This is a genomic window from Bradyrhizobium sp. USDA 3262, assembly GCF_054060035.1.
Map to the genome: position 1 here is coordinate 6346149 of NZ_JBSSCT010000001.1, position 19845 is coordinate 6365993.

Consider the following 19845-nt stretch of genomic DNA (forward strand, 5'->3'; position numbering starts at 1 on the left):
GGCATTCAAATGATTGGGTAAAAGCTGGCAGGAGTGGCAGGGCTCGAACCTGCGACCCCCGGTTTTGGAGACCGGTGCTCTACCAATTGAGCTACACTCCTGCAGGGAACCCGCGTCGCCGCCGGTTCGCGCCGTTTCAAGCACAGGGCATGCCCGGTTTGCAAGGGCGAAGCGGTGAAGCTCCTGTTCATTGCAAAACTTCTGCGCCAGACTTCGGCGATCACCCCGCGTCGGCACCTCGCCGCAAGAATCAAGAACCAGGGAGAGACTATGAACGCCCAAACCGCCACCAAGCACGCCGCCAGCCCGACCACCCCGTCCCTCCCCCTCGCCAAGCCCGAATCGATCGGGCTGTCGAGCGCGCGGCTGCAGGCGATGTCCGACACCTTCCGCCGCGAGGTCGACAAGGGAACCGTGCCCGGCGTGACGGTGCTGGTGGCGCGGCGCGGCCAGATCGGCTGGTTCGACGCGATCGGCCGGCAAAGCCCGACCGCCTCGGCGCCGATGACCCATGACACGATCTTCCGCATCTTCTCGATGACCAAGCCGATCGTCTCGGTCGGCATCATGCAGCTGCTGGAGGACGGCCACTTCCTGCTCAACGACCCGGTTGCGAAATTCATTCCCGAATTCGCCGAGACCAAGGTCGGCGTCGAGAACAACGGCAAGCTCGAGCTGGTCGCGGCGAAGCGGCAAATGACGATCCAGGACCTGCTCCGCCACACGTCTGGGCTTACTTATGACCACACCGGCAACGGCCCGGTGCAGCAGCTCTACCAGCAGTCGCGGCTGCGCAGCCGCAAGATCACCAATGCCGAGCATGCCACCATGCTCGCCGGCATGCCGCTGGTCTGCCAGCCCGGCGCCGAATGGAACTACAGCCGCTCCACCGACATCCTCGGCCGCATCATCGAGGTCGTCAGCGGCAAGACGCTCGGCGCGTTCCTCACCGAGCGCATCCTCAATCCGCTGCAGATGACCGAGACCGCCTTCCATACTCCGGAGGCCAATGCCGGCCGCCTCGCCGAGGCGTTTGCCAACGATCCCTGGACCAACGAGAAGGTGCAGCTGTTCAACATGCTGGAGAAGCCGGCGATGGAATCCGGCGGCGGCGGATTGGTCTCGACCACGATGGACTATGCCCGCTTCGCGCAGATGCTGCTGGGTGGCGGCTCGCTCGACGGCACCAGGATCATCGGCCGCAAGACGCTCGAATTCATGGCCTCCGATCACCTCGGCGCCGGCGTCAAGATCCAGGGCACGCTGGTGTCGCCCGGCCACAGTTTCGGCCTCGGCTTCGCCGTGCGCATGCAGCAGGGCATCGCGCCGTTCTCCGGCTCGGTCGGCCAGTATTTCTGGAGCGGCATGGCCGGCACGTTCTTCTGGATCGATCCGAGCGAAGACCTGATCGCGGTCTTCATGATGCAGGGCCCGGGCCAGCGCGAATATACCCGCTCGCTGGTGCGCAACGGGGTGTACGCGGCGGTGGAGTGAGGCGCCTCCCTCCTCATCCAAGACTGTCATCGCCCGGCTTGTCCGGGCGACCCAGTACGCCGCGGCCCATCGGCTCAATAATCACTGCCTCTGGAATACTGGATCACCCGCTTTCGCGGGTGATGACAGATTGAATATGGCGCGCTTTGCGCACCAACACGCGTCAGCTGATCGTCGCGCCGCCGTCGATCACGATGGTCTGGCCGGTCATGAAGTCGCCGGCCCGCGAGCCCATCATCACGGCGGCGCCCGCGATCTCGTCCGGCACGCCGATCCGCAGCAGCGGCGAGCGTGCGGTCGAGGCCTTCAGATTGTCCGGATTGTCCCACAGCGCCTTCGCAAAGTCGGTCTTGATCAGGCCGGGCGCGATGCAGTTCACGCGGATATTGTGCTTGCCGTATTCGCAGGCGAGGTTGCGCGCGAGCTGCATGTCGGCGGCCTTGGAGATCGCGTAGGCGCCGAGGATGGTAGAGCCCTTCAGGCCGCCGATCGAGGACACGATGATGATCGAGCCGTCCTTGCGCTCGATCATCTGCGGCACCACCATCGAGATCAGCCAGTTGTTGGCGACGATGTTGTTGTCGAGAATCTTGCGGAACTGATCGTCGGAGATGCCGGCGAGCGGACCGTAATAAGGATTGGACGCCGCGTTGCAGACCAGCACGTCGATCTTGCCGAAGGCGCGGTTGCTCTCGTCGACCAGGTTCTGCAGGTTTTCCTTCGACGAGATGTTCGCCGCGATCGCAACCGCGGTGCCCTTGCCGTAGCTGTCGTTGATCTCCTTCGCCACCTGCTCGCAGACGTCGGCCTTGCGCGAGGAGATCACGACCTTGGCGCCGTGCTCGGCCATCCGCTCGGCGATCGCGCGCCCGATGCCGCGCGTCGAGCCGGTGATGACGGCGACTTTTCCCTTCATGTCGAACAAGGTCATTTTTCTCTCCCTGATGTTAAGTGTTCGTCTTAGCGTCATTCCGGGGCGACGCACCAGCGTCGAACCCGGAATCTCGAGATTCCGGGTCTGGTCCTTCGGACCATCCCGGAATGACGATCACGCAAGCTTGCTCGCCGGCCTGACTTCAGGTCCGGACGGCTGATGCATCGCGGCGTGGCGCGGATCGGCAATCCACGGCTGTTGGTTCACCATCGGCAGCCGCCAGGTCGACAGGCCGGCGCTCGCGATGTGATCGAGCCGCGTCACCGAGACGTTGTCGATGTCGAAGGACAATCCGCGGTCCGGCTGGCCGCCGAGCGCCAGCCCGACCGCGGCCTTGATCACGCCGCCATGGCCGACGGCGATGATATTCCTGCCCGCTTCCGCGGCGGTGATCCGCACAATGGTGCGGCAGACGCGGGTATAGAGATCCATGTAGCTCTCGCCGCCGGGCGCGGGCTCGTTGACATCGGCGAACCAGGCCGTGCCCGGAGGACGGCTGGCGAGAAACGCGGCGCGGTTCATACCCTGCCATTGGCCGAGATGCTGCTCGGCGAAGTCGCGTTCCTGCGTCATGCTTTCCGGCTTTGGAAACCCGGCAGCCCAGATCGCGTCGGCGGTCTTGTGTGTGCGTTTCAAATTGCTCGAATACCAGATCGCATCGCGCGGCAACATCTTGGCGACCGCCTCGAACACTTCGGTGTCGCCGGTGTCGCAGTCGATATCCTCTTGCCCGTAGATGTTGCCGCCGTCGCTGCGCACCGGCGCGTGGCGAACCCACCACCACCGCGTCACCTTCACGTCAGGCTTGTCTGGATTGGACATCGGATGAGCCCTTCAATAGTGTCCCGTCTCGCTGTACGTCACGCCGCACATCGCCTCAAGTGCTTCGGACGTTTGAAATTTTGTTTGAATTCCGTCGTGCGGCAGACGCGTCGGGGATCATGTGAACAGGGAGAAAATCATGGGCCGCCTCGAAGGTAAATCCGTCATCATCACCGGCGCTGGCAGCGGCATCGGCCGCGCCGCCTCGCTGCTGTTCACCAGAGAAGGCGCCAAGCTGATCGCGGTCGATCGCACCGAGGGCGTGAACGAGACCGCCAAGCTGGTGCGCGACGCCGGCGGCACCGTCGAGGCCGTCACCGCCGATGCCGGCTCGGAGAGCGACGTGAAGGCCTTCATCGAGAAGGCGGTTTCGAAGTACGGCAAGCTCGATGCGATCTGGGCCAATGCCGGCGTCAGCGGCGGTCTCGTCCCGCTCGCCGACCAGACCGTCGAACATTGGCAGGAAGTGCTGCGCGTCAATCTGATCGGCCCGTTCCTCGCGATCAAGCATTCGATCCCGCACATGACCAAGCAGGGCTTTGGCTCGATCGTCTGCACCGCTTCCGTCGCGGGCCTGAAGTCAGGTGCCAGCGGACATCCCTATGGTGCGAGCAAGGCCGGCGTCATCAGCCTGGTGCAGACCACCGCCTACTCGCTCTCCGGCACCGGCGTGCGCATCAATGCGGTGTGCCCAGGCCTGATCGAGACCGGCATGACCAAGCCCGTGTTCGATCGCGCCAAGGAGCGCGGCACCCAGGACAAGATCGGCCAGCTCAATCCGCTCAAGCGCGCCGGCCAGCCGCACGAACTCGCCGCGATGGGATTGTTTTTGGCGAGCGATGAAGCGTCCTACGTCAACGGCCAGGCCATCCCGGTCGACGGCGGCCTGACGGCGTCGATGCCGTATACGGGCAAGCCGATCTAGCAAGGGCGCTCTCCGTTCGCTGGGCCTGCCAGTCCGTGTGACGCGACAACGGCGCCACATTCACAACTGTCGTCCCTGCGAAAGCAGGGATCCATACGCCGCGGCGCGTGTTGAGAACGGGACTCGTTGTCGCAGCATCGTTCAACAATCAGCATTTGTGGTTATGGGTCCCTGCCCTCGCAGGGACGACACCGAATATGTGGATGGGAGAGCGCAGCGAAACCCACCATGCTTCCGCGCCGATCAAAGTCGATCGGTTTCGCTGCGCTCTACCCAACCTTGCGCTGCCTCATGGCCAGTGCCTTGCAATAACCGCCGGCAACGGTCCGAATATTGCTTGGCCTCGGCAGGCCAACCAGCTGTTATACTTCGCTGGCAGGATCGCCCGCACACTCGTCATTCCTCGCACAGTCCCTCGCAAACGAACAGGCAATGCAAAATCAACGTCCCGACCGCATCCGCAAGCTTTTGGCCGACCTCGTCGCGTTCGACACCGTCAGCGACCGCAGCAATCTGCCTCTGATCGATTACATCGAGCGTTACCTCGCCTCGCTTGGCCTCACGGGGCAACGCATCGTCGATGAGACCGGGCAGAAGTCCTCGTTGTGGGTCACGGTCGGCCCCGAGGACAAGGCCGGGCTGGTGCTGTCGGGGCATACCGATGTCGTGCCGGTTGTGGGACAGGATTGGAGCCACAACCCGTTCGAGCTCGTCGAGCGCAATGGCCGGCTGTACGGCCGCGGCACCACCGACATGAAAGGCTTTGTCGCCGTCTGCCTCGCGATGGTTCCCGAGATGCTCGCGGCCGATCTGAAGACGCCGATCAATCTTGCCATCTCCTATGACGAGGAGATCGGTTGCGTCGGCGTGCGGCCGATGCTGCGCGAGGTCGCGCGCAAGCCGATCAAGCCGCTTGGCTGCTTCGTCGGCGAGCCGACCCAGATGCAGGTGATCGTCGGGCACAAGGGCAAGCACGGCGTGCGCGCCACGTTCCGCGGGCTCGCCCGCCACTCCTCGATCGCGCCCGACGGCGTCAACGCCATCGAATATGCCGCCGACCTCATCACCGAAATCCGCCGCCGCGCCGCGTTGCTGGCCGCGGATGCCGAACAAGGCAGCCTCTACGATGTCCCGCACTCGACGCTGCTCACCAGCATCGTGCATGGCGGCGCCGCGCTGAATATCGTGCCCGACAGTTGCGTGGTGGAATTCGAATGCCGCGGCATCGGCATCACCGAGTCGAGAGAAGTGACCGATGCGATCATCGCCTGGGCGAAGGCCGAGATCGAGCCGGCGATGCGCAAGCGGCACCCCGAATGCGGCATCGACTTCGAGGAAATCCTCGACTACCCCGCGCTCGACACCGCGGCGGACGCTGCGATCGTCACGCTCGCCAAGCAATTTGCCGGCCGCAACGACCACGCCAAGGTCGCCTTCGGCACCGAGGCCAGCCTGTTCGTCAGCATGGCGGATGTGCCCTCCGTCGTGGTCGGCCCCGGCTCGATCGCACAGGCGCATACGCCGGATGAATTCGTCGAGATGTCGCAGCTCGAGGCCTGCGGCGCATTCGTCGCGCGGCTGATCGCACATTGCGCGAAGTGATTTGCAAATGATTGCGTAGGATGGGTAGAGCGAAGCGAAACCCATCACCTCGTATCCGCGGCGCCATGATGGGTATCGCTGCGCTCCACCCATCCTACGGATCACGGATGCCTCACAAACCATCCGGCGGCAGGCCCGGCCCGGTCGCGGCCGGGCGGAGCTTGTCGCGCTTGCGCTCGCGGTAGAAGGCATAGAGGCCCGAGGCGACGATGATCGCGGCGCCGGCGAGCATTGGACCGTCGGGCTTGTGGCCGAAAGCGAGATAGCCTGTCAGCATCGCCCATGGCAGCGCGGTGTAGCGGAACGGCGCCACCGCCGAGATGTCGCCTGTGCGCAGCGACACGATGATGCACTGGTAACCGATCAGGATCAGCACCGCGGCGAAGGTGAGCAGACCGAGCGCATTGCCGGACGGCGGCCGCCAGCCGCCGAGCGGGACCAGGACGACAGCCCCCGCCGTCGTCACGGTCACGGTGGTGAGCAGCGTGATGAAGACGGTCGGCAAGTGCTTCGGGATGCGGCGGGTGGCGAGATCGCGCACCGCGCAGAATCCGACCGACGCCAGCGCCAAGAGCGCAGCCTGGCTAAAGCCTTCCGCGCCGGGCCGAACGATGACGAGGACGCCGATGAAGCCGGCGGCGATTGCGAGCCATCGCCGCCAGCCGACCGGCTCGCCGAACACCAGCGCGGCGCCGAGCGTAATCACCAGCGGCAGCGCCTGGAAGATCGCCGAGGCGTTGGCGAGCGGGATCTGCGAGATCGCGGAGAGATAGGTCAGCGTGCCGCCGATCTCGCCAAGGACGCGCAGTCCGACCGGCCAGATCAGTAGCGCGCCAAAACTGCGCAACGCGTCGCGGTACCAGGCGAGCGCCGCGACCAGCACCATCGCGACCAGGCCGCGGACGAGCAGGATCTCGCCGATGTTGAGCTCCGCCGACACCGCCTTGGTGATGGTGTCGTTGACCGTGAAGCTGGCCATGGCCGCAGCCATGAACAGGCTGCCGCGAAGGTTCGAGGAGAGGGTCAAAATGAAAATGTCCGATCAGGACCAGGGCGGGCGTTGACCGGACTGACTTGCCAAAGCGGCGGCGCGAACTCAAGTCACAGATGGCTACAATGCGGAAACATGCCGCACCTTGCAGCAGCGGCGCGATCTTGCTCCCTCGCCCCGCTCTTGCGGGGTCGAGACGAGCGCAGCTCGCTCTTAGAGGGTTGGGGTGAGGGGCTATCTCGGCAACCCCGGTGACAAATGAACTCGCGGAGAGTCCCCCTCACCCGGATCGCATTTCGCTTCGCTGCATGCGTTCCGACCTCTCCCCGCAAAGCGGGGCGAGGTGAAAGCAAAGCGGCGCGAACCCTGCGGGATCGCGCCGCGTTCCTGGATCAGGTTGCGCCGGCCTTCTGCGCGTATTCCCATGACGCCTGCGACAGCGGCACGGTGCGCTTGGCCGACTCGAGGGCCTTGGCATTCGACGCGGTGCCGTCGCGGACCCGCCCCGCAATGCCCTGCGTGATGCCGGCGAGGCGGAACAGATTGTAGGAGAAATACCAGTTCAGGTCGGGCACCGGGATGCCGGTCACGTCGCAGTAGATCTGCGCTGCCTCATCCTGGCTCGGAATGTTCAATGCCTTGAGGTCGGCATTGACGAGGCCCGGCATGGTCCACTGCATCAGCAGATAGGTGAAGTCGGCCATGGGATCGCCGAGCGTCGACAATTCCCAGTCGAGCACCGCCTGCACCCGCGGCTCGGTGGCGTGGAAGATCATGTTGTCGAGGCGATAGTCGCCATGCACGATCGAGACGCGCTTCTGCTCCGGAACGGTTTTCGGCAGCCACTCGGCGAGCTTCTCGAACTCGGGAATGTGCTGCGTTTCGGAGGCGCGGTACTGCTTGGTCCAGCGATCGACCTGTCGCGCAAAATAATTGCCGGGCTTGCCGAAATCGCCGAGGCCGATCGCCTCGGGATTGAACAGATGAAGCTTGGCCAGCGTCTCGATCTTGCTGGCGAAGATCTTGCGGCGCGCGTCGGGCTCCTGGGTCGGTAGCGTCGGATCCCAGAACACCCGCCCCTCCTCCATCGACATGATGTAGAAGGCCGAGCCGATCACCGCGTCGTCGGTGCACAGCGCGTAGGCTTTCGCGACCGGGAAATTCTGCTTGCCGAGCGCCGCGATCACGCGGAACTCACGATCGACCGCATGCGCCGACGGCAACAATTTACCGAACGGCTTGCGCCGCATCACGTAGTTGCGGCCGGGGGTCTCGAGCTTGTAGGTCGGGTTGGATTGGCCACCCTTGAACTGCAGGACCGTGAGCGGGCCCTGATAACCCTCGACGTGTTCCCTCATCCAGGCGTCGAGACTGGCCTCGTTGATACGATGGCGCTCCTCGACTTCCCTTGTGCCGGAAAATTCTTCGTCTTTCCTGACGCCGTCCGCCACGATGACGCTCCCTCAACTCGATTTTTCAAGGAGCGCGTCGGGGCGCTCCCTCAATCAGGCTGGCACGCCAGCCTGATCTCTCTTTTTCATTCTGAGCACGATGTGCGCGCGAACGCCATGCGTTCCGCATCATGCTCAGTGCGACGTGTTTGCATACTTCCGAAGTTCAAGTCTGGCAATGGCGCGATTGTGCACCTCGTCCGGACCGTCGGCGAGACGGAGCGTGCGGATGTGGGCATAGGCGCGGGCGAGGCCTGCTTCGTCGGAGACACCGCCGCCGCCATAGGCCTGGATCGCCTGGTCGATGATCTTCAGCGCCATGTTGGGAGCCGCGACCTTGATCATCGCGATCTCGGCCTGCGCGGTCTTGTTGCCGACCTTGTCCATCATGTCGGCGGCCTTGAGACAGAGCAGACGGTTCATCTCGATGTCGGCGCGGGCCTCGCCGATGCGCTGCTCCCAGACCGAGTGCTCGATGATCTTCTTGCCAAACGCGGTGCGCGAGGCGAGCCGCTTCACCATCTTCTCCAGCGCCTCCTCGGCCTGGCCGATGGTGCGCATGCAGTGATGGATGCGGCCCGGACCGAGTCGGCCCTGCGCGATCTCGAAGCCGCGGCCTTCGCCAAGCAGGATGTTTTCCTTCGGCACGCGCACGTTCTCGAGCAGCACCTGGGCGTGGCCGTGCGGCGCGTCGTCGAAGCCGAACACCGGCAGCATCTTCTCGACCTTGATGCCGGGGGTGTCGAGCGGCACCAGGATCTGCGACTGCTGCTGATGCTTGGCGGCGTTGAAATCGGTCTTGCCCATCAGGATCGCGATCTTGCAGCGGGGATCGCCGACGCCCGACGACCACCATTTGCGGCCGTTGATGACGTAGTGATCGCCGTCCTTCTCGATGCGGGTCTCGATGTTGGTGGCGTCGGAGGAAGCGACCGCCGGCTCGGTCATCAGGAAGGCGGAGCGGATCTCGCCGTCCATCAGCGGGCGCAGCCATTTGCGCTTCTGCTCCTTGGTGCCGTAGCGGATGAACACTTCCATGTTGCCGGTATCGGGGGCGGAGCAGTTGAACACTTCGGACGCCCAGGAGATGCGGCCCATCTCTTCCGACAGCAGCGCGTATTCGAGATTGGTCAATCCCGCGCCATGGAATTCATCGTCCTCATGCGAGGACGGCGGCATGAACATGTTCCAGAGGCCTTCGGCCTTCGCCTTCTTCTTCAGATCCTCGAGGATCGGGATCACCTTCCAGCGCGGGCCTTCGGCGTCCTGCTTGTCGTAGATCGGCACGGCGGGGCGAACATGCGTTTTCATGAAAGCCTGAACGCGCTCCAGCCATTCCTTCTGCTTGGGCGACATCGTGAAATCCATGGGACGCTCCTCGTTTCCTAGACTTGGGCCGCTGACCTGGGCGGATGACCTGGGCCGTAGCCATTTGTCGACATTGTTGTCCCCGCCTCCGCGGCTCGCAAGGGCGTTCGCGGAAGGGCGGCGGTGGTGTGCCAGATGACCGCCCGCGATCAGCGGATTGACATTTCCGGCTCTTCAAACGATAGTTTCATACAAATGTTTGAAATGCAACTCCCTGTCGTCTTCGTCATTCCCCGGCGTACCGCGGAATAACGGAAAGGCTCCCAGCCATGGCCAGCGACCAGACCCGATCCGCCATTCTCGCCGCCGCCGAGCGGCTCTATGCCGACCGCGGCTTCGGCGACGTCACGCTGCGCGACATCGTCGCGGAGGCGAACGTCAACCTCGCGGCGGTGAACTATCATTTCGGCTCCAAGGACGAATTGATCGCGGAGCTGTTCGTCACCCGCAGCATCCAGACCAACCGCGAGCGCCTCAACGAACTGCGCGCGGCGGAGGAAAAAGGCGGCGGCCGCGCCGCGATCGAGGACATCATGCGCGCCCTCGTCGGCCCCACCTTGCGCGGCTGCCTCGGGCCGGATCGCGAGGGCTCGACCGCGGCGCGCTTCATGATCCGCGCCTCGATCGAATCCGTGCCGCCGATCCGCCGCATCAAGAATCGCGAAGTCGATCACTTGCGCAAATTCGCCGCCGCGATGCGCCGCGCGATGCCGGCCAGCAGCGACACCGAGCTCTATTGGGGCCTGCACTTCGCGCTCGCGATGGCGCATCACACCATCCGCGAGAAGGAACGCCTGCTGCGGCTGTCGGAAGGCAAATGCGACCTCGACGACGTCCGCGCCATCATCGATCGCGTGGTCACGGTCTCGGTGATGGCGCTGACGATGGGCGACGTGCCGAGCAGACCGGCCGCGCGGCCGGTCGCGATGCACGGTCGGCTGACGCGCCAGGATCTGTGAGACGCACGCGACGAAGCCAGGCCGGATAACGCCGGCGATGAGACTGCGCCCCCTCGCCCCGCTCTTGCGGGGAGAGGGTTCGGGTGGGGGGCCGCTCCGCACAGACGGTTGCAGCCGAACTCGCGGAGACTCCCCCTCACCCGGATCGCATCTCACGATGCGATCCGACCTCTCCCCGCACGCGGGGCGAGGTGACGCGAAGCCTATTGCGCGATGCGAGACTCCGTCGGCGCGCCCTACACCATCGCGATGCAGTCGATCTCGACGTCAAACGGCCCGGTCCATTCCGGGATGCAGACGAAGATCCGCGCCGGCGGCTGGTGCGGGAAGTACCTTGCATAGACTGCATTGAAGGTTGTGAAGTGCTTTGCCGAGGTGCAGAACACGTTGCACTTCATCACATTGTCGAGCGTGGCGCCGGCCGCCTCGAGGCATTGCTTGAGCTGCTCCATGACCAGCTCGCTTTGCCGCTCCATCGACGCGCCGGCGGCGAACTCGCCGGTCGCGGGATCGAACGGCGGCAGGCCGGAGACGAACACCATGTTGCCGGCGCGGGTGACCGGCGATGCCGGCGCCTTCCAGCGCTCAAGCCAGCTCGAGATCGGCTCGACGCGGACCACTTCCCGTTTCATGATTGGCACCTTCGATGAGGGATCGATGGCGCCAAGATAGCGGGCGGATGTCAATGATGCTTCGATACCGGTCGAAGTGTTGTCGCACGGGGCTTCACTGTCTAACCGTCATCCTGAGGAGGCCGCGCAGCGGCCGTCTCGAAGGATCGACGGCCACCAGCCGGGCCGTTCATCCTTCGAGACGCGGCCAGGTGGCCGCTCCTCAGGATGACGGAACGGTGGCCCGCGGCCTCGAAGTCAGCGCCTACAATATCCCCTGCGCCTTGAGGCCCTCGACCTTGGCGTCGTCATAACCGATGGTCGCCAGGACCTCCTTGGTGTCGGCCCCTAACAGCGGCGGGGCGCGGTATTCGGTGATCGGCGTGCCCGAGAAGGTCAGCGCGTTGCGGATCAGCGACAGGTTCGGCTCGAAGGGATGGTCGACCTTCACCCGCATGCCGCGCGACTGCACGTGCGGATCGCTGAACACCTGCTCGAAATTGTTGATCGGGCCGGACGGCACGCCGGCCTCCTCGAGTTTCTCCAGCCAGTAGGCCACCGGATGCTTCAGGAACAGCCCGGCGAAGATCGCCATGATCTCCTTGCCGTGCACGACGCGGTCGTTGTTCTTGACGAAGCGCTTGTCGCTCGCGAGCTCGGGCTCGCCGAGCACGGCGCAGGTGCGCTGGAACTGGCCGTCATTGCCGACCACCAGCATCAGCTCGCCGTCGGTGCAGCGGAACACGCCGGCCGGCATGCCGCCATTGCCCCAGGTGCCGCGGCGCGGCGGGGTCTTGCCATTGACGAGGTAGATCTGCAGCCAGTGCGACAGCGATGCGATCACCGTGTCGAACAGGCAGACGTCGATATGCTGCCCTTCCCCGTTGTTGGCATCGCGATGGTAGAGCGCCGAGAGGATGCCGATCGAGGTGTTCATGCCGGTCATGTAGTCGACGATCGAAGGGCCGACCTTCATCGGGCCCTCGCCGGGCTCGCCGTCGATATGGCCGGTGACGCTCATCAGCCCGCCCATCGCCTGCAGGATCGCGTCATAGCCGGCGCGCGGCGCGTAAGGTCCGGTCTGGCCGAAACCTGTGACCGAGCAATAGATGATGCCGGGGTTGAGCTGCTTGATGGTCTCGTAGTCGAGGCCGTAGCGCTTGAGGTCGCCGACCTTGTAGTTCTCCATCATCACGTCGGCCGTCTTGGCGAGCTCGCGGATGATCGCCTGCCCTTCCGGCTTGGCGATGTTGACGGTGACCGACTTCTTGTTGCGGTTGGCGCAGAGATAGAACGAGTTGTTGTTGTTCTGCTTGCCTTCGGGGTCGGCGAGATAGGGCGGGCCGAAGGCACGGGCGTCGTCGCCGCCGCCGGGCCGCTCGATCTTGATCACCTCGGCGCCGAGATCCGCCAGCATCTGGGCCGACAGCGGGCCCGCGAGCACCCGCGTCAGGTCGAGAATCTTGATGCCCGAGAGTGGCAGAGCCGACATGAACGTTCCTCCAAAATCTTGCGATATCTTGATTGTGTCGCGCCCGGCCGCTGCCCGCGCGCGCTCAAGCCTGCCGATACACCATTTTGGTGTGGTGAGCACTGCATTGTCGGCATGAAGCCATCCCCGGGCGGCCTATGTGCGGCGCGACCAGCGATATTTGGCCGGAACCGGCCGGCCCCTGCTCCGATTGTCGCCACGCGAAATTGTGAAGATGGCCGACACCGATTTGCCTCAGCGTCAGCGGTATTTTGCCGCGACGAGGAGGAAAACATGCGGACGATCACGACGGTCGGGCTGCTGCTGACGCTGCTTGCGGCCGCTATGCCGGCGGTGGATGCGCGCGGCGGCCACGGCCACGGCGGGCACGCGATGCATGGGATGCACGTGGGCGGCGCCACTGGCGCCGGCGGTTTTGCCGACGACAAGCGCCACGGCAACGACCCCTACACCAAGGCAGCTTCGGATGAGGAGGACCGCCTGCTCAACAGCAAGCTGAAGAGCATCTGCCGCGGCTGCTAGGACGACGTCCAGCGAAGCCGCGCCAGGATTGCGCGGCCCATGATCCAGTCCTTGTCGCTTTCGCTGAGGAACGGAAGCTCCTGCGTGAATTGCGTCACGCGCTGCCGGTAAGTGGCCCGGGCGAATGAATTGGTTATATCGGTTCCCCAGTGGCAGCGCTCCGGGCCGTAGGCGTCGAACAGGCGCTGGATATGCGGGGTCACGTCACGGAATGGATACGGCTCAGTCGAAATCAGCGGGACCGACGACAGCTTCACCGATACATTCGCATATTTTGCGAGCGCGGCCGCCTGGACGATAGCTTCCGGCACCATGTTGTTTTTCGATGAGCCGGGACGTGGGCGCAGGCCCGCGCCGACGCCCATGTGATCGATGATGAGCGTAAGTTGCGGATGCCGCTCGGCGATGCGAGCGAACAGCGACGTCTGGCCCTCGGTGAGAAACATCACAGGCAGGCGGGCCTTCTCCGCCGCCGGCCAGAACCAGTCCGCGGTCCCGTCTGTCAGCCACGCCGCTTCGCCGGGGCCGAAGTTCAACCTCACGCCCAGTACGCCGGGCTGGTCGCGCCAAGTCGCCAGCCGTGCCGCGCGGTCGGGCTTGTCGAGGGCGACACGCGCCATGATGGCGAAGCGGCCCGGATACCGTCTGACTGCCTCTTGGGCATAATCGATGCGCTCACCTTCAAGCGACACTGGCGGAACGATGATGACGCGGTCGACGCCAGCCTCGTCCATCAGTGGAATGATTCGCTCGATGGTGAAGGGCTCCGGAAGCTGCGGTTTGGCACCGGGGAGCCAGGGTCTTTCCGGGGTGCTCGCCGGCCACAGGTGAACCTGCGAATCGACGATCACTCGTTTTTGCGGCGCGACTGCTGCCGTGGCGCGTTGCATTGACAGCGCGACGCCGGTCGCGACGGTGCCGGTCAGAAAATGACGGCGAGAAGGCATGTAATCTCCTTCCTGTTCGATAGCTTTGCTCACGACACAATGGTGATCGACACGGCGCCCCCTGGGCTGGGGTCAAAGCAAATTGGCTCGCAATATTGAAGATCACATCAGGAAATTGCGGCCGTAGAAATAGGGCTCAAGGTCAATTTGCGCCGCAACAATCTTGAACCACGCATGTCTCGGTTGGACCCTGGCGCGGCGGCGATGCGTAGCGACTTACGACGCGATCGCCTGCCGCGGCTGCGCGGTGGCGCCGATCAGCTTGCCGATCTCGGGCTTGCAGCCGCCGCAATTGGTGCCGGCCTTCAGGCAGCGGCCGATCGCATCGACGCTGTCGGCGCCCTTTTTGATCTCGGCGGTGATCTGGTGCCGTCCGACGCTGAAGCAGGAGCAGACGATCGGGCCGACATCCTCGCCCGCGCCGAACGGCCGTCCGGCGAGCAGCGCCATCCGCGCATTGGCCGACAATTGCTGTTCGGCGAACAGCCCGGTCAGCCAGGCCCGCGACGGCAGCGTGTGATCGGGCGCGATGAACACACAGCCCTCGAGCCGGCCGTCGCGCACCGCCGCGTAGCGGAAGCGGCCCGCGGCCGGATCGCGATAGGCGATCCATTCGATCTCGACACCTTCGAGGCCGAGCTGCGCCCGCGCCCAGTCGCGCCAGCTCTCCGGGCGGGTATCGAGCGCAAGTTCGAGCCGCGTGCAATCGCCGGCCTTGCCGTAAACCCAATAGCCGCTGGCCGGACGCCTGATCGCGTCGCGGCTCAGGATGAAGGCGTGCCATTTCGGCGCGTAAGGATCGGCCCTGACCGGCGTGTGCTTGGACTCCGGCTGGCCGGACAGCGGATCTGTTGCCGGATTGACCAGCGCGTTGACGCGGCCCTCGCCGGCGAACTCCGCGTTCCAGTGCATCGGCACGAACACGCAGCCGCGGCGCTGGTCGGCGCTGACCACGACGCGCGCGATCATCTCGCCCCAGCTGCTGGTCAGCCGCACCAGCCCTTCGTTTTGCAGCCCGGCCTGCCGCGCATCCTCGGGGTGGAACTCGGCATAGGGCTCGAAGACGTGCGCCATCAATCGTCCGGTTTTGCCGGTCCGGGTCATGGTGTGCCACTGATCGCGCACGCGGCCGGTGTTGAGCACCAGCGGAAAGTCGCGGCTGGTCGCGTTGCGCGCCGCGCGCGGCGCCACCGGCACGAAGCGCGCCTTGCGGTCTGGTGTGAAGAATTGCTGGCTCTCGAACATCCTTGGCGTGCCGGCCGGATGGTCTGACGTCACCGGCCACTGCACTGGCGCCAGCGCGTCATAGGCGTCATCGTCCAGCGTCGCCAGCGCCGAAATGTCGAAATCGCGCCGGCCTCTGTTCTCGAAGCCCGACAGTTCGGCGTGCTCGCGGAACACTTCGGCGGCCGAAGCGTAATCGAAGCCGGAATATCCCATCCGGGCGGCGACGTCGCAGATGATGCGCCAGTCGGCGCGCGCCTCGCCTGGTACTGCGAGAAACGGCCGCTGCCGCGAGATCCGGCGCTCGGAATTGGTGACGGTGCCGTCCTTCTCGCCCCACGCCAGCGCCGGCAACAGCACGTCGGCATGGCGCGTGGTATCGGTGTCGCGCATGCAATCCGTCACCACGACGAGCTCGCAGGCGTCGAGCGCGGCGCGCGCGCGATCGGCATCCGGCAGGCTTACCACCGGATTGGTCGAGATGATCCACACCGCCTTGATGCGGCCGTCGGCGATCGCGTCGAACATGTCGACCGCTTTCAGCCCGGCCTTCTCCGCGATCACCGGCGCGCGCCAGAACCGCTGCACCAGCGCGCGGTGCGCGGGGTTGTCGATCTCCATATGCGCGGCGAGCTGGTTGGCGAGCCCGCCGACCTCGCGGCCGCCCATCGCGTTGGGCTGGCCGGTCAGCGAGAACGGCCCCATGCCGGGACGGCCGATGCGCCCAGTCAGGAGATGACAATTGATGATGGCGTTGACCTTGTCGACGCCGCTCGACGACTGGTTGATGCCTTGCGAATACAGCGTGACGACGCGCTCGGTCCGGGTGAACCAGTCGAAGAACAGCCCGACCGCGCCTTCGGTCAGGCCGCAGGTCGCCGCGGTCTGCGCCACGGTCTGGCCGCCGACCTGCTTGAGCGCGTCGACGACACCCGTCGTGCAATTGCCGACAAAGCCGCGGTCGACCGCGTTGCTGCCGGCAAGGAAGGCGAACAGCCCGTTGAACAGCACGGAGTCGCTGCCCGAGCGCAGCGGCAGATGCAGATCGGCGCCCTCGCAGGTCGCGGTGCGGCGCGGATCGATCACCACGATCTTGCAGGCCGGGTTCTTCTCCTTCGCCGCCAGCATGCGCTGGTGCAGGATCGGATGGCACCAGGCGGCGTTGGAGCCGACCAGCACCAGCAAGTCCGCCTGCTCGAGGTCCTCATAGCAGCCCGGCACGGTGTCGCTGCCGAAGGCGCGCTTGTGCCCGGCGACGCTGGAGGCCATGCACAGCCGCGAATTGGTGTCGATATTGGCGGTGCCGACGAAGCCCTTGGCGAGCTTGTTGATGACGTAATAGTCCTCGGTCAGCAGCTGGCCGGAGACATAGAACGCGACCGCGTCCGGGCCGTGCTCACGAATAATGCGATCAAAGCCATCGGCGACGCGATCGAGGGCGTCGTCCCATGCCGCCGGCGCGCCGTCCACCATCGGTTCGAGCAGACGCCCGTCGAGATCGATGGTCTCGGCGAGCGCCGAGCCCTTGCTGCAGAGCCGGCCGAAATTGGCCGGGTGCTGCCTGTCGCCCTCGACGGTGACGGCACCCGCCGCGTCCTTCGACGCGATGACGCCACAGCCGACACCGCAATAGGGACACGTGGTCTTGACGGACATTGCCTGACCGCTCAGCTCACCGCAGCCGCCTGCCGCACCGACAGCCAGACAACGCCGTTCTCGACCTTGGCCGGATGGGTATGGGTGCAGCCTTCGTCGGGCGCGACCGCCTGCCCGCTCGCCAGCTCGATGACGAAGTTATGCAGCGGACAAGTCACGCGCTTGTTGTGCACGATGCCCTGCGACAGCGGCCCGCCCTTGTGCGGGCAGCGGTCGTCGAGCGCGAACACCTCGTCGCTCTCGGTCCGGAACACCGCGATGTTGCCGCCCGGCGTGCGCACCACGCGCGAGCCGAGCCGCGGAATGTCGGTCAATGCGCCGATTTCGATCCACTGGGTCATGCGAGCTCCAATTCGGCGAGAGGCGCGAACTCGTTGCGGTCGACGCCGCGGCTGGCACGCTCAGCCCACGGATCGGTCTGCGCGAACTGCTGCGAATAGGCAAAGCGGGCGAACAGCGCCTTGCGGTTCGCAACGTCGTCGACCACGCGCTTCCTGATCTGCTCGAGACCGACGCGGTCGCACCATTTGTACATGCGCTCGAGATACCAGCCCTCCTCGCGGTAGAGCTGGGTCAGCGCCACGATCACCTCGAGGCATTCATCCTCGGTCTCGACCTTGGTCAGGAACTCGGTGCCCTTGATGTGCAGTCCGGCGGCGCCGGCGAAATGGATCTCGTAACCGGAATCGACGCAGACCACGCCGACGTCCTTGCAGGTCGCTTCCGCGCAGTTGCGCGGGCAGCCGGAGACGCCGAGCTTGACCTTGGCCGGCGTCCACGATCCCCACATGAACTTCTCGAGCTTGACGCCGAGGCCGGTGGAATCCTGGGTGCCGAAGCGGCACCATTCGGAGCCGACGCAGGTCTTCACCGTGCGCAGGCCCTTGGCGTAGGCGTGGCCCGAGACCATGCCGGCATCGTTGAGGTCGGCCCACACCGCAGGCAGGTCCTCCTTCTTGACGCCGAGCAGGTCGATGCGCTGGCCGCCGGTGACCTTCACCGTCGGGATGCTGAACTTCTCGGCGACGTCGGCGATCGCGCGCAGCTCGCTCGGCGTCGTGACGCCGCCCCACATCCGCGGCACCACCGAATAGGTGCCGTCCTTCTGGATGTTGGCGTGGACGCGCTCGTTGATGAAGCGCGACTGCTGATCGTCACGATATTCACCAGGCCAGGTCGCGAGCAGATAGTAATTCAGCGCCGGACGGCAGGAGTGGCAGCCATTCAGGGTCTTCCACTCCATGAAGCGCATGACCGCGGGAATGGTCTTGAGCTGCTGCTCGACGATGACGCGGCGGACGTCGTCGTGGCTGTGATCGGTGCATTTGCACAGCGGCTTGACCTTCGGCGCCGCCGAATAGTCGCCGCCGAGCGTGAACGCCAGCACCTGCTCGACAAGGCCGGTGCAGGAACCGCAGGACGACGACGCCTTGGTATGGGCGCGGACGTCGTCGAGCGTGAACAGCTTCTTCTCGCTGATCGCCTTGACGATGGCACCCTTGCAGACGCCGTTGCAGCCGCAGATTTCGGTCTCGTCGCTCATCGCGGCAACCGAGCTCTGGCCGCTGACGCCGCCATCGCCGAGATTGGCGGCGCCGAACACCAGGCGCTCGCGCATATGCGAGACGTCGGTGCCGTCACGCAGATGCTGGAAGTACCAGGGGCCGTCGATGGTGTCGCCATAGAGCACGGCGCCGACGATCTTCTTGTCCTTCAGGATGATGCGCTTGTAGACGCCACGGTTGGCGTCCTGCAGCACAATCTCCTCCTTGTCCGGCCCCGGCGCGAAGTCGCCGGCCGAGAACAGGTCGATGCCGGTGACCTTCAGCTTGGTCGAGGTGACCGAGCCGTCATAGGTGGCGAAACCCTTCATCGCGAGGTGGTTGGCGCAGACCTTGGCCTGGTCGAACAGCGGCGCGACGAGACCGTAGGTCTGGCGGCGGTGCTGCACGCACTCGCCGACCGCGTAGATGCGGCCGTCATAGGTCTGCATGGTGTCGGAGACGACGATGCCGCGCTCGCAATAGAGTCCGGCCTTCTTGGCGAGCTCGAAATTCGGGCGGATGCCGACCGCCATCACCACGAGATCGGCCGGCAGCTCGGTGCCGTCGCCGAAGCGCACGCCGGTGACGCGGTCCTCGCCCAGGATCGCCTGGGTCTGCGCCGGCATCTTGAACACCATGCCGCGCTCTTCCAGCGACTTGCGCAGGAGCCCGCCGGCCACCGGATCGAGCTGACGCTCCATCAGCGTGTCGAGCAGATGCACGACCGTGACGTTCATGCCGCGCTTCATCAGCCCGTTGGCGGCCTCGAGGCCCAACAGGCCGCCGCCGATCACGACCGCGTTGCGATAGTCGGTCGAGGCCTTGATCATGCGATCGACGTCATAGATGTCGCGGAAGCCGATCACGCCCGGCAGGTCCTTGCCCGGCAGCGGCAGCATGATCGGGTTTGAGCCCGTCGCGATCAAGAGGCGGTCATAGGGCACCCGCTCGCCGGCCTCGGTGACGACTTCGCAGGTCCGGCGATCGATCATGGTGACCGTCTCGCCCTTGCGCAGCGTGATGTTGTTGTCCTCGTACCAGTCGACGGTGTTGAGCATGATGTCGTCGACGGTCTTCTCGCCGGCGAGCACCGGCGACAGCAGGATGCGGTTGTAATTGCCGTAGGGCTCGGAGCCGAACACCGTGATGTCGTAGAGATCGGGCGCGCGCTCCAGCAGCGCCTCGACCGTCCGGATGCCGGCCATCCCGTTGCCGATCACCACGAGCTTCTGCTTGGTCACTTTGTCGAGCATGGTCTGCCTTTCAATTCCGACGGCGCTGCGCAGCGACGCGGCGTGCGTCG

16 protein-coding genes and 1 tRNA gene are annotated in these 19845 nt (G+C 65.1%); 5 read left to right on the top strand and 12 right to left on the bottom strand.

The window, feature by feature from the left end:
- Positions 1–25: 25 nt before the first annotated feature.
- Positions 26–101, bottom strand: a tRNA-Trp gene (locus ACVWYP_RS29920).
- 169 nt (positions 102–270) lie between these two features.
- Between ACVWYP_RS29920 and ACVWYP_RS29925 the strand changes: the two genes are divergently transcribed.
- Positions 271–1494 (top strand): serine hydrolase domain-containing protein, encoded by a 1224-nt coding sequence (locus ACVWYP_RS29925; protein WP_304495819.1) that lies wholly within the window; start codon positions 271–273, stop codon positions 1492–1494.
- 163 nt (positions 1495–1657) lie between these two features.
- Here ACVWYP_RS29925 and ACVWYP_RS29930 read toward each other — a convergent pair whose 3' ends face one another.
- Both ACVWYP_RS29930 and ACVWYP_RS29935 read right to left on the bottom strand, forming a co-directional pair.
- A complete protein-coding gene (locus tag ACVWYP_RS29930) occupies positions 1658–2425 on the bottom strand; it encodes an SDR family NAD(P)-dependent oxidoreductase (protein ID WP_026192903.1) in 768 nt (255 codons plus the stop codon).
- Between the two features lie 117 nt (positions 2426–2542).
- On the bottom strand, positions 2543–3250 hold the full coding sequence (locus ACVWYP_RS29935; protein WP_304495820.1) for a histidine phosphatase family protein: 708 nt from the start codon (positions 3248–3250) through the stop codon (positions 2543–2545).
- 139 nt (positions 3251–3389) lie between these two features.
- On the opposite strand from ACVWYP_RS29935, the gene ACVWYP_RS29940 reads away from it, so the two are divergent.
- Both ACVWYP_RS29940 and argE read left to right on the top strand, forming a co-directional pair.
- On the top strand, positions 3390–4175 hold the full coding sequence (locus tag ACVWYP_RS29940; RefSeq protein ID WP_304495821.1) for an SDR family NAD(P)-dependent oxidoreductase: 786 nt from the start codon (positions 3390–3392) through the stop codon (positions 4173–4175).
- Positions 4176–4607: 432 nt separating this feature from the next.
- On the top strand, positions 4608–5777 hold the full coding sequence (gene argE / locus ACVWYP_RS29945) for an acetylornithine deacetylase (RefSeq protein ID WP_304495822.1): 1170 nt from the start codon (positions 4608–4610) through the stop codon (positions 5775–5777).
- A 112-nt stretch (positions 5778–5889) separates the two neighbouring features.
- Here the strand turns inward: argE and ACVWYP_RS29950 are convergent, their stop codons facing one another.
- The 3 genes from ACVWYP_RS29950 to ACVWYP_RS29960 all read right to left on the bottom strand — a co-directional run bounded on the left by ACVWYP_RS29950 (position 5890) and on the right by ACVWYP_RS29960 (position 9587).
- The gene (locus ACVWYP_RS29950; RefSeq protein WP_028339337.1) at positions 5890–6804 is read right to left on the bottom strand and encodes a DMT family transporter; all 915 of its coding nucleotides are present in this window, start codon (positions 6802–6804) and stop codon (positions 5890–5892) included.
- 356 nt (positions 6805–7160) lie between these two features.
- Positions 7161–8219 (bottom strand): phosphotransferase family protein, encoded by a 1059-nt coding sequence (locus ACVWYP_RS29955; protein WP_018272167.1) that lies wholly within the window; start codon positions 8217–8219, stop codon positions 7161–7163.
- A gap of 135 nt (positions 8220–8354) precedes the next feature.
- A complete protein-coding gene (locus ACVWYP_RS29960) occupies positions 8355–9587 on the bottom strand; it encodes an acyl-CoA dehydrogenase family protein (protein ID WP_304495823.1) in 1233 nt (410 codons plus the stop codon).
- A 269-nt stretch (positions 9588–9856) separates the two neighbouring features.
- Here ACVWYP_RS29960 and ACVWYP_RS29965 point away from each other — a divergent pair, with 269 nt between their 5' ends.
- Positions 9857–10546, top strand: a complete 690-nt coding sequence (locus ACVWYP_RS29965) for a TetR/AcrR family transcriptional regulator (protein ID WP_137479802.1) — start codon at positions 9857–9859, stop codon at positions 10544–10546.
- 236 nt (positions 10547–10782) lie between these two features.
- On the opposite strand, the gene ACVWYP_RS29970 is transcribed toward ACVWYP_RS29965, so the two are convergent.
- Both ACVWYP_RS29970 and ACVWYP_RS29975 read right to left on the bottom strand, forming a co-directional pair.
- Positions 10783–11178: a RidA family protein gene (locus ACVWYP_RS29970; RefSeq protein WP_028339340.1), complete on the bottom strand. Its 396-nt coding sequence runs from the start codon at positions 11176–11178 to the stop codon at positions 10783–10785.
- Between the two features lie 244 nt (positions 11179–11422).
- Entirely contained in the window at positions 11423–12649 is a 1227-nt protein-coding gene (locus tag ACVWYP_RS29975; protein WP_304495824.1) for a CaiB/BaiF CoA transferase family protein, read from the bottom strand.
- 273 nt (positions 12650–12922) lie between these two features.
- Here ACVWYP_RS29975 and ACVWYP_RS29980 point away from each other — a divergent pair, with 273 nt between their 5' ends.
- Complete coding sequence (locus tag ACVWYP_RS29980; protein WP_304495825.1) at positions 12923–13171, top strand: hypothetical protein; 249 nt, start codon at positions 12923–12925, stop codon at positions 13169–13171.
- Here ACVWYP_RS29980 and ACVWYP_RS29985 read toward each other — a convergent pair.
- From ACVWYP_RS29985 to nirB, 4 genes are all read right to left on the bottom strand, one after another.
- Entirely contained in the window at positions 13168–14118 is a 951-nt protein-coding gene (locus ACVWYP_RS29985) for an amidohydrolase family protein (RefSeq protein ID WP_304495826.1), read from the bottom strand. The genes ACVWYP_RS29980 and ACVWYP_RS29985 overlap by 4 nt on opposite strands.
- A gap of 216 nt (positions 14119–14334) precedes the next feature.
- Positions 14335–16998, bottom strand: a complete 2664-nt coding sequence (locus tag ACVWYP_RS29990; RefSeq protein WP_304495827.1) for a nitrate reductase — start codon at positions 16996–16998, stop codon at positions 14335–14337.
- A gap of 11 nt (positions 16999–17009) precedes the next feature.
- Positions 17010–17339 (bottom strand): nitrite reductase small subunit NirD, encoded by a 330-nt coding sequence (nirD, locus tag ACVWYP_RS29995; protein WP_028335429.1) that lies wholly within the window; start codon positions 17337–17339, stop codon positions 17010–17012.
- Positions 17336–19795 (bottom strand): nitrite reductase large subunit NirB, encoded by a 2460-nt coding sequence (nirB, locus tag ACVWYP_RS30000; RefSeq protein ID WP_028339344.1) that lies wholly within the window; start codon positions 19793–19795, stop codon positions 17336–17338. Before nirB ends, nirD begins: the two co-directional genes overlap by 4 nt.
- Positions 19796–19845: the final 50 nt, after the last annotated feature.